Source organism: Paenibacillus sp. N3.4, assembly GCF_008017805.1.
Classification (GTDB): Bacteria; Bacillota; Bacilli; order Paenibacillales; family NBRC-103111; genus Paenibacillus_E.
This window is the reverse complement of the sequence record NZ_VRTT01000071.1, coordinates 1-15,117: the sequence shown is the minus strand read 5'-3', so window position 1 is coordinate 15,117 and position 15,117 is coordinate 1. Positions and strand designations below refer to the sequence as shown.

The window sequence follows — 15,117 nt, the reverse complement described above, 5'->3', positions numbered from 1 at the left end:
TCTTTCGACCGCTAATCAGAATCAATAATGAATTTTTGGATCTATCCCTTGGCGATGTGGAAATAACGACCATTGCCATGTAACCGTGCCCTAAATAATAATGCTGCTCACCGCTAGAGCAATACCGATGTATACAGCCGCAAGCAGCGTCCCTACAGCCACATTTCCTTCCTGTAATTGAGTAGATAATTTCACGCTTGGGGTAATCCAATCGAAGATCCAATACGTTGCAATTAAGCATACATACCCTACTGCGAACCACAAGCACATATGCCAAATGGAGGAATTCGTATAAGCCGCAATGGCCAATACAATTGCTGTGGCAACGAATTCTCCTCCCTTGGCTATGCCTACAGCAAGATTTCCTTTATTAACCTCATCCATGTCACGATAAGGCATCATCAAACTAAACACGTACATCCCAGCGAATTGAAGCAGAACAATGACTAACAAACTAATAACAATATTCAAAACTATCACTCTGCCCACCCCCTAAATTTGGCCATCGATTGATCATAATTGCTGTAGTCATGTACTTCCTCAAGAACAACCTGAACTTCTTTCTTATTTTTGAAGCTCGCATAACGTTCTTCCGCAATCGGTTGCTTCACTTTTTGCCCTGTTGGTAAATCCGCCACGGCAAAATATCTGTAATCGCCATTCAGCTCTGTTTTATACACACCAACCAGTTTGACACTCGTCTTCAATTCCACTTTCAATTCCGATAAATCTTTAGCTGCCTCTTCTTGGGTTTTAAAAGTCTTAATCGGTTGCCATTTTGAGAGCGTCACATTATTCTTTCCTTCACTATCCGTTTTCGTGGAAGCCTGCATATAGTTAAGGACCCAGATCTTGTCGCCCGTTGCAAAATTTTGATCATTGGATATACGTTCATTGTTGGGCAATAGGACATATCCCCATCCAACAAATCTCCTACTTTAGCTTCTTGCACCTGATAATCCCAAGGTACATCAACACTGCTTGTGGACCCAGTGGCAGCGGTCTTACTCAGGACAGATGGCTCCTTGCCAACTGAACTGCTAATTGCCCATATAATAACCATACAAATAATAAAGCCTATGGCCATTAGCCAAAATCTTCCTTTATTCAATCTCTTTTCACTCCTATCGCAACAAATTGACTGGAATTCCCTGTAATTCTCCCTCCGGCTCGCCCCAAAATACCGCAAGGCACACCATTTAGGACAAAAAGCCCCGTTAGCAAATGTTTGGTGCCATGGGCAAAAGAGAGCTCCGGTAAGTCCGCTCGCTGTTGATACACTCTTTCAAAAAACACGCTCGTGTCAAAACCAGCCTCATCCTTCACCTCTAGCTCCCCCTGTTCGTTATATAACTCAACCGAGCCGCCTTCTCGGCCGAACATGGATTTGGATACATAATATCCTGTAAGGTCAGGGGATGTGAAGGTTGGCAGCATATAGGCTTCTATGGCTGCGTGTTCCCACTTAGAAAAGAGTTCTGACTGCTCCAGGTGTAAGTCCCATATCAAGGCCTGTAAGCCTTTGGATTGCAAAATAACAGCATGCAGCGGATTGAACAATTGAATCAATTGTTCCTCAATGGCATAGGCCAATGCCTCGCCTCCATCATCAACACCCATCCATTCTTTGGGATAAAGGGCGAACATTTTACTAATGATGTGCTCTTCACCAACTTTGACGATACCTTCATCGATGGCCAGGTCCAAACAATCCACACACGTCATCTGCCTGCCGCTGTGGGCCACTAAGGCATCAATCGTTCCTGTATCTTCCTTATGCTGACCATACGCGATACAAGCCGCGTAATCGGGGGCCTCGATCTCCCAAGCGCGACGAATATGTTCTTTCATAGCTTTATTTGGCGATTCTAACCCGTATTGTTCACATAACCAAGGGGTAGCTATAGACGCTTCCACATAGCCTGTTGGCGTGTCTGCATTCAGTTCCAGCAGCTTTATACGGCCATCTTGACTTACCGTAAAATCAAATCTTGCATACCGACTGATAAATCTCTCAGGATTCGGTTGGAGTCGATCTAACCCCTCCCACAGTACCTCAGGTATGGATAATAAATAGTAGAGATGTCTCCGGCCAATCACATAACGTGCTGCTTTATCAAACACTTGCCATAAGGCTTCCGCGGCATGAATAAGCTCTACATAGGCGCGCTGTTCCATGATAACCAGTTGATCGATCCAATAAGCCTCATCCTCCAGATCTGCCCAAGTAAATCCAAGAGCAGCCAACTGCTGAACTTTAATTTCACGGTTGTTGGAAGGTGTCCCCATGACTTCAAATATCATTCATTTAGCCTCCAGAGCTGGACGATGAGCTAAATCCGCTCGATTTGCCGCCAATACTGCCCGATGAGGTCGATGTTGATTTGGAGCTGGATGAAGAGCTGGACGAACTTGTGGTGGAGCCGGAGCTTCCGCTCGTGCCCGTACCCTTGCTGGAGCTTACACCCGAACCTGAGCTGGAACCATTACTCGAGCCTGCAACGGAACTCTTATTTGAACCTCCAGTAGAACCTGTGCCTGAACCGTTGCTAGAGCCTGTACTGGAACCCGTACTCGTGCCTGAACTTGAGCCCGTCGTTTTGCTGGACGAAGATTTATTCGTTGTAAAAGTGCCCGTTTTACTTGAGGTGGTTGGGGTTTTTGTTGCAGAACGATTCGAGAATGAGTTGGCTTCATAGGTTTTCGTTACATAAGGGGTATTGGAACGATAATTATAAGAACGATGATTATTTCCCCAATTGCTCGATGAGTAAGGGCTTACACGATTGAAAATTAAATGATACAGCAGAAGATCGTCCCATCCGAAGCCTCCGCCATGGCTAACCTGGTTTATAATAATCGGCGATGTGCTTGCCCCAGAACCTGTGGTACCACTGTCTGCTTGAGGAGTTGGAGTAGGATTGCTTAATTGGTTATTGGGTGGGATCGGTAAACTCCAATCAACAGCAGGATCATAGTAAGCTTTGACTTCATCCGACGACCACTCAACTAGTTTGGATGCACCCGCTTGTGCAGTCCCTGAACTGGGGGCTTCAACAGCGAAAGCCTGGCTTATTAACATTTGGCCGACAAGAAGAAAGCCTAGAGACGTTGATAGTACTTTCAGCGGTCGTTTCACTACCTATTCCCTCCTCCTTCCGTACCCACCTTAACAAGAAGAAGTTCGAATACATCGAGATCCAGATTAAGTCTCCCTTCAATCATTTCGTATTCTTTACCTCCCACTAATACAAAATTCGCTGCATTCAAGGCTTGGATCCACTTCTCATCCCATGCGCGTTCGCTTATTTTAATGAGCTGCCCATCTGCTAATTTTTCCAATAGAGCTATATTCATTGGTTCATCCTCCTTAATTTCATGACTTCATACTAAATAAAACGCATGAATGACACAATTGTTTCAATCTGGAAAAAAAAGTCTACCCTCTAAGGATAGACTCAAACGACGTATTATACAACGCGTTTTGCGCGAAGAAATGTAGCCTTCCAATAAGCTTTATCAATATTGGTGATCTGTACGCCATTTTTTGGCAATGGTGAGGCGTGGAGCATTTGCATATTGCCAATATAAATACCTACATGTCCCACTGTTTTATTTGATTTGAATCGACCTGGCACAAAATAAAACATTAAATCGCCTTTTCGTAAATTTTTTCGACTAACCAACGCACCGATATTAGCTTGTTCACGAGCAAGCCTTGGAAGACTAACCCCATATTTACCGAAAACATATTGGGTGAAGGTCGAGCAATCGAATCTTCCCGTTTGTGGATATGGCCCGGCGCCAAATTTATATTTTACACCGAGATATTGTTTTCCCTTACTGATTAAAGCATTAATATCCGTACTTTTGAGCACAGGCATAGCCTTATCTTGTCCAAATGAGGACCACACCGGTAAGTCAGATCCATTAATCTGATAGGTAGATGCAGGATTTGTTACGTTTCCTTCGTTCTTGAACGGATCCGTCGGGTCATCGCTAAATTCCAACTCCGCAGCTTGACCTTGCGGGTCTGGATCATCTTCATGTTCAATGGTTGCAAGAGAAGATGCATGAATAACTAGCTGCCCATCCTTAACCGAATAGGACATATCTTCTTGAAATAAATCTGCCAATGCAGCAACGGGTATATAAGTCGTGTCCGCCTCTTTCACGAAAGATTGGCTTACTTGTATCTCATGCCCGTCTTTTCTAGCTTTTGTCGAATTCATGGTTAACTCAAAATTGGCATCATTGTCACCAATCAATAATTTCTGCGCAGTATCGTCCCATTCAGACTGAAATTTCAAGGTTTTAATAAGTTCATCCGCAGAGATATAATTTACATTTCCGATCATCTTTATGGGTACTAATGTATCTTCACTGCCTTGGGCTCTTATTCTTCCTCCATCTTGCGTTAAGCTATCCGTAACAGAATGACTTGTATTCCCGGATTGTGCAGATGGAATTGGCATTGGTGCTGATTGATTAGGGCTAATCTTGTTACTCCCACAAGCTGTTATCGTCGCCAATAAGACAATCACACTTCCGATTAATGATACTTTCAGCCTTCTCGACATGGCTTCTCTTCTCCTTTAAGGATTTCATTGCTATCCTTTTTAGGGTGAGACAAGCCGCATACAAATATGCATGAAGTACCCATTTTACCTGTATGGAGCATATTGGAAGGTTTCATTTATTAGACTAAATTTATCCTTTGAACAAGCCGCCTACCCACTTTATAAAATCCATGGTTATCGGAATAAGACCCACCCCATGTTGACCTACAGCAACAACACCATAAGCAGATTGACCGATTCCAACAGCACCTATAGCTATCTGACCAATAGCGACCGCACCTATAGCCAAATGACTGATTGCCACAGCACCAACAGAAAACCAGCTGGAAATGGCTACAGCCCCCGCGGCCAAATAGCTAGCCACAGCAACTGCACCTAACGATAGCAACCAAGAAATTGCGACAGCGCCAATTGAAAAGACACCGACACTAACAGCCCCTATCGAGACGATGCCAATAGCAATGTCCCCAACCGCGATAAGCCCAATCGCTACACGCCGTCCACCATTACCTATTCCCCCAGTGCGAATATTAATGATCGGAAAGGATGGTGATGGCCATTGATAATCAATCTCTCGGCGATTCAACCCTTTGCTTTCCCACATACCGTTATACCAGTTGCTGCTCATTATTGTTCCCTCACTTTTAAGCCACGCTTTGGGCTGTTCTTATAAGAGTAACGATATCATTTTTTTCCAGTTAGCATAACCGTCTGCGGTTGGCATTTAACTCGGTCTTAAGACTGAGAAACTTGCCAAAAACCGGCACATAACAAAAAATGCGTATCCGAATAAATCGGACACGCATTTTATTTGAAGAAATTGGATACCCCAAGTAGGATTAACCAATACTTCCTTCCATCTCAAACTTGATGAGACGGTTCATCTCAACGGCATATTCCATTGGAAGTTCTTTGGTGAATGGCTCGATAAAGCCCATTACGATCATTTGGGTCGCTTCAGCTTCCGTCAAACCGCGGCTCATGAGGTAGAACAATTGATCCTCAGAAACTTTGGATACCGTTGCTTCGTGCTCCAATGTAATGTTATCGTTCATGATTTCGTTATAAGGAATCGTATCTGACGTTGACTCGTTATCGAGAATCAATGTATCACATTTAATGTTCGCTTTGGAACCTTGGGAGTTGCGTCCGAAGGAAGCCAGACCACGATACGTTACTTTACCACCGTGCTTGGAAATCGATTTGGACACGATTGTAGAAGTTGTATCAGGAGCCAAATGCGTCATTTTCGCGCCAGCGTCTTGATGTTGACCTTTACCCGCAACAGCGATGGAAAGTACCATCCCTTTAGCGCCGCGGCCTTTCAACACAACGGCTGGGTACTTCATCGTCAGTTTGGAACCGATGTTGCCATCGACCCATTCCATCGTAGCGCCTTCTTCTGCAACCGCACGCTTCGTAACGAGGTTGTAGATGTTAGGTGCCCAGTTTTGAATCGTTGTGTAACGCGCACGTGAGTTTTTGAGACAAACGATCTCAACAACTGCACTGTGAAGGGAGTTTGTGCTGTAGATTGGAGCTGTACAGCCCTCTACATAATGCACGAAGCTTTCTTCATCGGTAATAATCAACGTACGCTCGAATTGTCCCATGTTCTCGGAGTTGATACGGAAGTAAGCCTGAAGCGGAACTTCACATTTAACACCTTTAGGAACATAGATGAAAGAACCACCGGACCATACCGCACTATTCAACGCAGCGAATTTGTTGTCGCTTGGTGGAATAATCGTTCCGAAATATTGTCTGAACAGTTCCGGATATTCACGAAGAGCTGAATCCGTATCTGTAAAGATTACGCCTTGATCTTCAAGTTCCTTTTGCATGCTGTGATAAACAACTTCGGATTCGTATTGAGCAGATACACCAGCAAGGAACTTTTGTTCCGCTTCTGGAATACCTAGCTTATCGAAAGTTTCTTTAATTTCAGTAGGAACTTCTTCCCACGTTTTCCCTTGCTTTTCAGAAGGTCTTACGTAGTACTGAATGTCGTCAAAATCAAGATCATCCATATTGCCGCCCCAACGCGGCATCGGCATTTTGAAAAACTGCTCCAAAGATTTCAAACGGAACTCCAGCATCCATTCAGGCTCGCCTTTGATTCTGGAAATTTCCTCAACGATCTCACGAGTCAACCCTTTGCCTGATTGAAAGATCGATTTGTGCTCGTCTCTAAAACCATATTTATAATCTTCGAGATCCGGCATTTGTTTCGCCATGATTGATTCCTCCTTAGTGCTTTTTGTGTTACAAAGAAAATACTAATGCATCGCTTACGCGTTAGTTATCCGTCTTTTGAGATTGTTCAATTCCCTTGCGAAGCGCATTCCATGCCAGTGTTGCGCATTTAATCCGCGCTGGGAATTTATTGACCCCAGATAAAGCTTCTATATCTTCATATTCAAATTCGACAGATTCGCCCTTCATAAGGCCGGAAAAATTTTCGGCCATCTGCAGTGCTTCCTCGATTGTCTTGCCTTTTACAGCGTCCGTCATCATGGATGCGGATGATAAACTAATCGAGCAGCCCTCACCTGTGAACTTAGCTATTTTGACAATACCATCTTCAACCTGCATTTGCAGAGAAATTTTATCCCCACAGGTCGGGTTGTTCAAATCAATGGTAACCGCTTCGCCTGACTCAAACTTCCCACGGTTGCGTGGTGTTTTATAGTGATCCATAATCACTCTACGGTATAAATCATCCAATTGCATGACCGAAGTACTCCTTTGTTTTTTGTAAGGCCATCACGAGACGGTCAATATCTGCTTCTGTATTGTATAGATAGAAGCTTGCACGAGCGGTCGAACTAACATTAAGCCATCTCATAAGAGGCTGGCAGCAATGATGTCCGGCCCTCACAGCTACTCCTTCCGCGTCCAGAACAGTTGCCACATCATGAGGATGTACATCGCCCAGATTAAAGGTTACGAGTCCTGCGCGATCCTTGGTTGGTCCGTAGACAGTCAAATCCTCGATTTGTGTCATACGATCCATCGCATAATTCGTGAGCTGTATATCATGTTTATAAACATTGTCCATGCCGACTTCTTGCAGAAAATCGATAGCTGCGCCGAGACCGACAGCTCCTGCGATGATTGGCGTCCCTCCCTCAAATTTCCAAGGGAGTTCTTTCCATGTGGACTCATAGAGGTCTACATGGTCAATCATCTCGCCGCCAAATTCAACAGGCTCCATATTTTCCAGCAAAGCCTTCTTCCCATACAATGCCCCTATTCCGGTAGGACCACACATTTTATGTCCAGAAAATGCGTAGAAATCACAATCCAAATCTTGGACATCCACTTTCATATGCGGTGTGCTTTGAGCGCCATCGATTAAGATTTTCGCTCCATGTTTATGCGCGATGCGAGCAATCTCTTTAACGGGATTAACCACACCGAGAACATTAGATACGTACACGATCGAAACGATTTTGGTACGTTCAGTAATGGTAGCTTCCACATCGGCAATGGAAATCGATCCATCCGGCTGTAAAGGAATATATTTCAAAATGGCACCTGATGCCTTAGCAGCTTGCTGCCAAGGTATCAGATTGCTATGATGCTCCATCGGTGTGAGGACAATTTCATCGCCTTCACGCAAAACCGATTTGGCATAACTGCTTGCCACGATATTAATAGCTGTTGTCGTTCCTCTGGTGAAAATAATCTCCTGTTCGCTAGACGCGCCTATGAATTTAGCAACTTTCTCACGTGCTCCTTCATAGGCATCTGTTGCGCGGGAGCCTAGGGTATGGACCCCACGGTGAACGTTCGCATTGTCCCACTCATAATAGTGCTTCAGTGCTTCAATCACCTGTATAGGCTTCTGCGAAGTTGCAGCGCTGTCCAAGTAAACCAGAGGATGACCGTTCACTTCTTGCTTTAGAATGGGAAAAAGTTCACGTATCTCCGAGGTATTCATTGTCCCAGCTTCCTTTCGACTAAGCTTTGCAATTGTTCTTCTACGCTCTTAATCGGAATTACGGAAACAACTGGAGCCAGGAATCCATAAATAATTAAGCGTTGCGCTTCTTCTTTTGTTATACCGCGTGACATCAGATAGTGGACCTGCTCTGCATTCACTTGGCCAACACTCGCTGCGTGACCAGCCTTAACATCATCCTCATCGATCAACAAAATCGGATTGGCGTCGCCACGTGCTTTAGGGCTAAGCATTAGAACTTTTTCTGTTTGTTGACCGTTACAGCCTGTTGCGCCTTTTTCGATCTTCGTAATCCCGTTGATGATCGCTGTGGAGCCATCTCTCATTACGGCACGTGTGATCATATCGCTTGTCGAAGCTTTACCCCAATGTACAGCGCGTGTAGTCAGGTTCAACTTCTGTTCCTGTGTTCCGACGCAAATTACTTTAGCATCAGAATCGGAACCTTTTCCTTTAAGAATCGAAGTCGTATCCGACATCGTGTTCCCAAAGTTCATTTCCCCAACAACCCACTGAATGCTTGCATCATTGTCAATGATCGCGCGGCGGTAAGTTAAATCCGTGACGGATTCTTCTAAGTTATGAATGGAAGCGTAGTTGACTCTCGCTCCCGCTTTCACGAACACCTCAACGATGCCATTGTGTACCAATGGGCTGCCTGCAAGGGAAGATACGAAATTATCTACATAAGTGACGGAACTAAACGGTTCAGCAACAATCAAAACGTGTGGGGCGAAAGTAGCTTCCGCATCATCCGTGACGAATAGAGCTTGAAGCGGAATTTCGACTGTGACATCCTTAGGCACATAGATGAAAATACCACCGTTCCAAAGCGCCGCGTGCAAAGCTGTCAATTGATTTTCGTTAGCTTCTACTGCTTTCATGAAGTAAGGCTTAACCAGATCAGCATGCTCGCGAAGAGCCGTTTCCAAATCCGTGAAAATAACGCCTTGTTTCTTTAGTTCTTCGGAAACTTGATTGTAAACAATGCCTGAATTGCGCTGCACAATCAGGTTATCCTGATTCACCAAACCTTTGGCTATTTCCGGCAATTCATCCAATGAAGATAATGGGGTCGATTTTTTATAGGAACCGTAAGAGGAGATACTCCAACGGTCAATTCTTGTTTTTTCTAGTGTAGGTAATTCCAAAGAACCAGCTAACGTTAGCCCTTCTGTGCGAAGAGCAGTCACCCACTCCTGCTCTTGCTTACTGCGGGAGAGTTCGATGACAGCGTTAGAATCTATGGAAATGGTTGTTTGAGTGCTCATGGTATTCCTCCTGATTAGTACTTCGGCGCAGTCGTGTTCATAGGAACTTTGAATTCTTCCGCGTCTTGACCAACGGTTTCATCCACGATGCCGAGTTCTTCTTTGACCCAGTCGTAACCTTCTGCTTCCAAACGTTCAGCAAGCTCAGGACCACCGGATTTCACGATACGACCTTGCATCATAACATGTACAAAATCAGGTTTAACATAGTTGAGCAAACGTTGGTAATGCGTAATGATCAAGAAGCCGCGATCTTCACTGCGCATAGCATTAACACCTTCAGCTACGATACGCAATGCATCAATGTCAAGTCCAGAGTCAATTTCATCCAGAATAACAAATTTCGGCTCAAGCAGCAGCATTTGAAGAATTTCGTTACGTTTTTTCTCTCCGCCGGAAAAACCTTCGTTTAAATAGCGGTGCATGAACTCTGGATTCATTTCCAGTTGTTTCATTTTCGCTTCCATTTGACGAATAAATTTAATCAGGGAAATTTCGTTGCCTTCGCCGCGGCGTACATTCATAGCACTGCGCAAGAAATCTGCATTCGTTACGCCTGTAATTTCGCTTGGGTACTGCATAGCTAAGAACAAACCAGCGCGCGCTCTCTCGTCAACAGCCATTTCGAGGACATCTTCGCCGTCCAATGTTACGGAACCCTCTGTTACTTCATATTTTGGGTGTCCCATCAATGCGGAAGCTAATGTACTTTTACCGGTACCATTAGGTCCCATGATCGCATGAATTTCTCCGCCTTTGACTTCCAGGCTAAGACCTTTCAAAATTTCCTTTCCTTCGACGTTCGCTTTCAGACCGTCTATTGTAAATGTTGATGAATTCGCCATTTCTTAAGCCTCCATAATGTGTGAATGTTTAGATGCCATGTAACAATCTCCCGAAAGTGATTATCACTGATTCTCATTAGAATAATTCTATTATAACTTACTGTATGAAATCAAGAAAGGGCAATTGAATGAAAAAACAAATACTTTTCATGAAAAGCATATGTTTATTTCCCAAGAGCTTTTCTGATTTCGTCTGCTTGCAAATGAAATTCCTCATCGCTCAAAACAGGAATCAAAGCTGCATCCGTGGGCGTTTGGGCATGAATCTCAATCCAAGATTTGCAGCCTATGTAAGCTTCTTCGATAGGAATCTCCAACGGGTGTGCCAGCTTGTAAACCCTCAGCAGCATGACATGAAGCGGATTTTTACGTTTCCACTTCAATCTTTCTTCTGTAAAGCTCTCTGTCCAAATATGAAAGGGGTACAAGGTATTCAGTTGTTCCTGATCGCTGATTTCAATATCTTCAACCATTTGAGCATAGGAACGAATGGTCACTTGCGTATCCGTGGACGTCCAACCTTCCAATGACTGATCAATCATCTCTTGATAAGTCTCCTTCAGCAATTGCTTCCTTTGATGCTCGTAGGTGGGGTAAAGGAAGAAATCATTTGACTCCACCTGGAAATCTTTCGTTTCTTCAACAATTCCCCCCTTGCGCATAATAAAGATTTGTTTGCCCTCTTCTAATGCTTGAACAGCTGAGGCCCATTCTTTCAAAGCCTTTGGTTTCGTATCCATCGTTCCCCACACCTCGTTCTCACTGATCTTCCTATTATAAAGAATCTAAGTTAGAGAAACAAACGTGGCCTCTAAACCGCGATTCCTAACGTAAAAACAGCAACGGAAAAGGATGGCTCTATGGGCCATCCTTTATGGTCATCTTATTTTGTTGTTTCTGCATAGTACGTAGGCTGCATTCTTACGAATTGTTCTTGATTTTGTTTCATGGGGTTCGGATCGGCGGCTGTGCCAGGGGAATCCGCATCAAAAGCCATGACAAGCAAAGTGAAACAAGCGGCTACAATGAACAAAAGATTCAGGATTTTGATCACAACGACACCCTCCAGAACTCATTTGCTCTAAGTATAGCCAAATTTTATTATCCGCATGTTTGAACAGCTTAAAGATATTGTAAACTCAGCTTTAACCTAAGAAAGATTGGAGCATCCAACGATGCTTCTCCAAGGCAGTCTGTATGGCAAGAAGCATATCAGAGGTCGTATCGTCCTTGACTTCTTCGCAAGCTTCCATCCCCGCTTTCACTTCCTGAATCAGAATAGTAAAATCCTCAATAACGGCTTCGACCATTTTGGTCGCCGTTTCCGTTCCTGATGCCTCTTTTAAAGAAGACAGCTCCAAATAGCTTGTCATGGTAGCTGCCGGCTTACCGCCTAGCGCAAGTAAACGCTCGGCAAGCTCATCGACATGAAGAGCGGCTTCATTATAAAGTTCTTCAAATTTGAGGTGCAGCGTAAAAAATTGATTGCCTTTCACAAACCAATGGAAATTATGCAGTTTAATGTAAAGTAAACCCCAATTGGCAATTTGTTTGTTTAAAACGACTTGAATCGATTGTGCGGTGAGAGTTCCCATTTATAAAAGCCTCCTTGAACGATCTGATTTACAAACACTCTTTTCCATAGGCTAATTTGCGTCAAATAGACTACTTTTATGTAAATGGTGTATTATATCAGAATTTTTGTATTTCAAGCTGAGGCATTTTAACTTATACTAGGAAAAGAAGATCAATACAGAGTAAATTAGTTGGGATTAAAACCTAACCATTAATAGGAGGCAAACACATGTCCACATACCATCCACTAACGGAAGCTGAAGCCATTGAATATGCCCGTCATATTCCTAATTTATTTCAACCGGAAGCTGAGCTATCCAGCCATGAGATCGGCGACGGCAACTTGAATCTTGTATTCCATATTTCTGAGCAGGCTACCGGCAAAAGTATTATCTTGAAACAAGCGCTTCCTTATGCCAAGGTTGTCGGAGAATCTTGGCCGTTAACGCTTGACCGCGCACGAATTGAAAGTGAAGCGTTAATTATTGAACATGCTTTAAATCCGGATCTCGTTCCTCAGGTATATGCCTATGATGAAGCTTTGGCGCTTACCGTGATGGAAGACTTGAGCGATCATGTTATTATGCGTAAAGGACTTATTGAACGTAACCAGTATCCCCTGTTCGCAGAACATATCGGTCGATTTCTCGCAAATACCTTATTCTTCACATCCGATCTTGGGAAAAACCAACAAGAAAAGAAAATTCAACAAGGCCGCTTCATTAATCCTGAACTTTGCAAAATTACAGAAGATTTGATCTTCGACGATCCCTATCGTGACGCCGATACGAATAATATTGAGGCTCACATTCGCGATGCGGCGGAGCAATTGTGGACAGACTCTGCGCTTCATTTGGAAGTGCCATCCTGCGCAATAAATTTTTAACCAGCTCGCAAGCGCTCCTTCACGGAGATCTGCATACAGGCAGTATATTCATCAAAGGAGATTCCACCAAGGTCATTGATCCAGAGTTTGCTTATTATGGACCGATGGGCTTTGACATTGGGGCTGTTCTTGCTAATCTTTTATTAAACTACGCAGCGCAAGAGGGCTGGAGCAAGGATAGCGAAAGCCGCGCCGCTTACCGCGCCTACTTGGTGCAAACCGTGAAGGAGGTTTGGACACATTTCGAAACCAATTTCCGGGCATTATGGAATGAACATGGTGTTGATCGTCTCTTCCAAACACCGGGCTATCAAGACTTTTACATGCGCACAGTACTTCAAGACACGATAGGATTTGCCGGTGCGAAAATGGTCCGTCGCGTGGTAGGACTTGCACATGTCGCGGATATTGATAAAATTGAAGATGCTGCCGCCAGAGAGCGCGCCCAGCGTTTAGCCTTAGCAATCGGCACGTCCTTGATTCGTTCCAATCGTGAAGCCCAGTCGATCGAAGATCTCATTGCGATTGCCGCCAACTAATTTCTAACAGAAAGAGGATTTGCCCTATGACGAACCTAGCAAATGAACCAATAGAAACGCAAGGCGCCTTGCAATCATTAAAATGGAACAATGAAAAGTTGGACTTATTGGATCAGCGGCTGCTGCCGGAAGAAATTATTTATTTACCTTTGGAGACACCTATCGAGGTGTGGGAAGCGATTCGCCACTTGAAAGTTCGCGGCGCACCTGCAATAGGGATCGCCGCCGCTTATGGCGTCTATCTCGGTATCCGCGAGCTTGATGCCGAAGTAGACGGTCTTCTGGCAGAAGTCCAGAAGCAAGCCGATTACCTGGCGACATCGCGACCGACGGCCGTGAATTTGTTCTGGGCGCTTGACCGCATGCGCGCGCAAGCTGAGGCTTTGGCGGCTGCTAGCGTCAGCCCAGCTGCTTTCAAACTGGCTCTCCTCGAGGAAGCGCAGAAGATTCAAGCTGAGGATGAGGAGACGAATCGTTTGATCGGCGAACATGCGCTCACGCTGTTCGAAGACGGATTCGGCGTGCTGACACACTGCAACGCCGGCGGCTTAGCGACAGCCAAGTACGGCACAGCGCTAGCGCCGTTCTACTTGGCTAAGGAAAAAGGCGTGAACATCAAGGTGTTCGCGGATGAGACAAGACCCGTGCTGCAAGGTGCGCGGCTGACTGCTTTTGAACTGCAGCAAGCTGGCGTCGACGTGACGCTGATCTGCGACAACATGGCCGGAGCGGTCATGTCGAAAGGCTGGATTCAAGCGGTTATCGTCGGAACAGACCGCGTTGCCGCTAATGGTGACGTCGCCAACAAGATCGGAACCTACAGCGTAGCCGTCCTGGCGAAGGCGCATGGTATCCCATTCTATGTCGCGAGCCCACTTTCCACCATCGATCTAAACACACCGACAGGTGCTGACATTCCGATTGAAGAGCGGCACGAGGATGAGATCACACAAGGCTTCGGTAAGCGCACAGCACCCAAAGGTGTGAAGGTTTATAATCCTGCATTCGATGTAACACCAAACGAATACGTGACGGCGATTATCACCGAAAAAGGAATCGTTCGAGCACCTTTTACCGAAAACTTAAAAAACTTGTTTGAATAAATTTGTTGAAGCAAAAGCCGTCGGGATGTCCTGACGGTTTTTTTATCTATATGATATACCCGTGGTAGAAAGGTTTCTCAGGGATTGCCCCTCTTCTTTTTCATTGCTTGAATAGCTGCCTCCATTTTCTCAGCGACAACTGCCCCTTGCTGCTTTGCTCGACCGTTACAGGGAAAAACAGCGTTACAACGCAGTTTCTAGGCGGATCTGTAAGTCGGTTTTGAAGTTAGACTACTAGATGGACACACCGAATTGATATAATAGAAAAAATATCAATGTAAAGCGGAGTGTGTAAAATGGGAGAACAGCGGCAGCGTTACAGTCAAGAATTTAAAGAACAAGCGGTAAAAT

Annotated in this window: 16 protein-coding genes and 1 pseudogene; 2 read left to right on the top strand and 15 right to left on the bottom strand. The window is 44.7% G+C overall.

Annotation, left to right across the window (positions count from 1 at the left end; translation table 11 throughout):
- Positions 1-90: 90 nt before the first annotated feature.
- From FU659_RS27150 to FU659_RS27085, 15 genes are all read right to left on the bottom strand, one after another.
- Positions 91-480: a DUF350 domain-containing protein gene (locus FU659_RS27150; protein WP_147950435.1), complete on the bottom strand. Its 390-nt coding sequence runs from the start codon at positions 478-480 to the stop codon at positions 91-93.
- Positions 477-905: a hypothetical protein gene (locus tag FU659_RS27145; protein WP_147950434.1), complete on the bottom strand. Its 429-nt coding sequence runs from the start codon at positions 903-905 to the stop codon at positions 477-479. The genes FU659_RS27150 and FU659_RS27145 overlap by 4 nt, the downstream gene beginning before the upstream one ends.
- A 202-nt stretch (positions 906-1,107) precedes the next feature.
- The gene (locus tag FU659_RS27140; protein WP_147950433.1) at positions 1,108-2,304 is read right to left on the bottom strand and encodes a glutathionylspermidine synthase family protein; all 1,197 of its coding nucleotides are present in this window, start codon (positions 2,302-2,304) and stop codon (positions 1,108-1,110) included.
- Between the two features lie 4 nt (positions 2,305-2,308).
- Complete coding sequence (locus tag FU659_RS27135; RefSeq protein ID WP_147950432.1) at positions 2,309-3,139, bottom strand: hypothetical protein; 831 nt, start codon at positions 3,137-3,139, stop codon at positions 2,309-2,311.
- Positions 3,139-3,357 carry a hypothetical protein gene (locus FU659_RS27130; protein WP_147950431.1) on the bottom strand — a complete coding sequence of 73 codons (219 nt, stop codon included), beginning with the start codon at positions 3,355-3,357 and terminating at the stop codon, positions 3,139-3,141. The genes FU659_RS27135 and FU659_RS27130 overlap by 1 nt, the downstream gene beginning before the upstream one ends.
- 113 nt (positions 3,358-3,470) lie before the next feature.
- Positions 3,471-4,580: an NlpC/P60 family protein gene (locus tag FU659_RS27125; RefSeq protein WP_147950430.1), complete on the bottom strand. Its 1,110-nt coding sequence runs from the start codon at positions 4,578-4,580 to the stop codon at positions 3,471-3,473.
- Positions 4,581-4,710: 130 nt separating this feature from the next.
- Positions 4,711-5,208 (bottom strand): hypothetical protein, encoded by a 498-nt coding sequence (locus FU659_RS27120; protein WP_261808080.1) that lies wholly within the window; start codon positions 5,206-5,208, stop codon positions 4,711-4,713.
- A gap of 211 nt (positions 5,209-5,419) precedes the next feature.
- Complete coding sequence (gene sufB, locus FU659_RS27115; protein WP_047676683.1) at positions 5,420-6,817, bottom strand: Fe-S cluster assembly protein SufB; 1,398 nt, start codon at positions 6,815-6,817, stop codon at positions 5,420-5,422.
- Positions 6,818-6,878: 61 nt separating this feature from the next.
- Positions 6,879-7,313, bottom strand: coding sequence for a Fe-S cluster assembly sulfur transfer protein SufU (sufU, locus tag FU659_RS27110; protein ID WP_147950429.1), 435 nt, complete (start codon positions 7,311-7,313; stop codon positions 6,879-6,881).
- Positions 7,300-8,526, bottom strand: a complete 1,227-nt coding sequence (locus tag FU659_RS27105) for a cysteine desulfurase (RefSeq protein WP_147950428.1) — start codon at positions 8,524-8,526, stop codon at positions 7,300-7,302. The genes sufU and FU659_RS27105 overlap by 14 nt, the downstream gene beginning before the upstream one ends.
- Complete coding sequence (sufD, locus tag FU659_RS27100) at positions 8,523-9,818, bottom strand: Fe-S cluster assembly protein SufD (RefSeq protein WP_147950427.1); 1,296 nt, start codon at positions 9,816-9,818, stop codon at positions 8,523-8,525. Before sufD ends, FU659_RS27105 begins: the two co-directional genes overlap by 4 nt.
- A 14-nt stretch (positions 9,819-9,832) precedes the next feature.
- Positions 9,833-10,663 (bottom strand): Fe-S cluster assembly ATPase SufC, encoded by an 831-nt coding sequence (gene sufC, locus FU659_RS27095; protein ID WP_147950426.1) that lies wholly within the window; start codon positions 10,661-10,663, stop codon positions 9,833-9,835.
- A 164-nt stretch (positions 10,664-10,827) separates the two neighbouring features.
- Positions 10,828-11,403: a DUF1802 family protein gene (locus FU659_RS27090; RefSeq protein ID WP_147950425.1), complete on the bottom strand. Its 576-nt coding sequence runs from the start codon at positions 11,401-11,403 to the stop codon at positions 10,828-10,830.
- A gap of 143 nt (positions 11,404-11,546) precedes the next feature.
- Positions 11,547-11,717 (bottom strand): hypothetical protein, encoded by a 171-nt coding sequence (locus tag FU659_RS35865; RefSeq protein WP_187274427.1) that lies wholly within the window; start codon positions 11,715-11,717, stop codon positions 11,547-11,549.
- Positions 11,718-11,808: 91 nt separating this feature from the next.
- Complete coding sequence (locus FU659_RS27085) at positions 11,809-12,258, bottom strand: Dps family protein (RefSeq protein WP_147950424.1); 450 nt, start codon at positions 12,256-12,258, stop codon at positions 11,809-11,811.
- Between the two features lie 209 nt (positions 12,259-12,467).
- On the opposite strand from FU659_RS27085, the pseudogene mtnK reads away from it, so the two are divergent.
- Positions 12,468-13,663, top strand: a pseudogene (gene mtnK, locus FU659_RS27080) (S-methyl-5-thioribose kinase).
- 26 nt (positions 13,664-13,689) lie between these two features.
- A complete protein-coding gene (gene mtnA / locus FU659_RS27075; RefSeq protein WP_147950423.1) occupies positions 13,690-14,766 on the top strand; it encodes an S-methyl-5-thioribose-1-phosphate isomerase in 1,077 nt (358 codons plus the stop codon).
- Positions 14,767-15,117 lie beyond the last annotated feature (351 nt).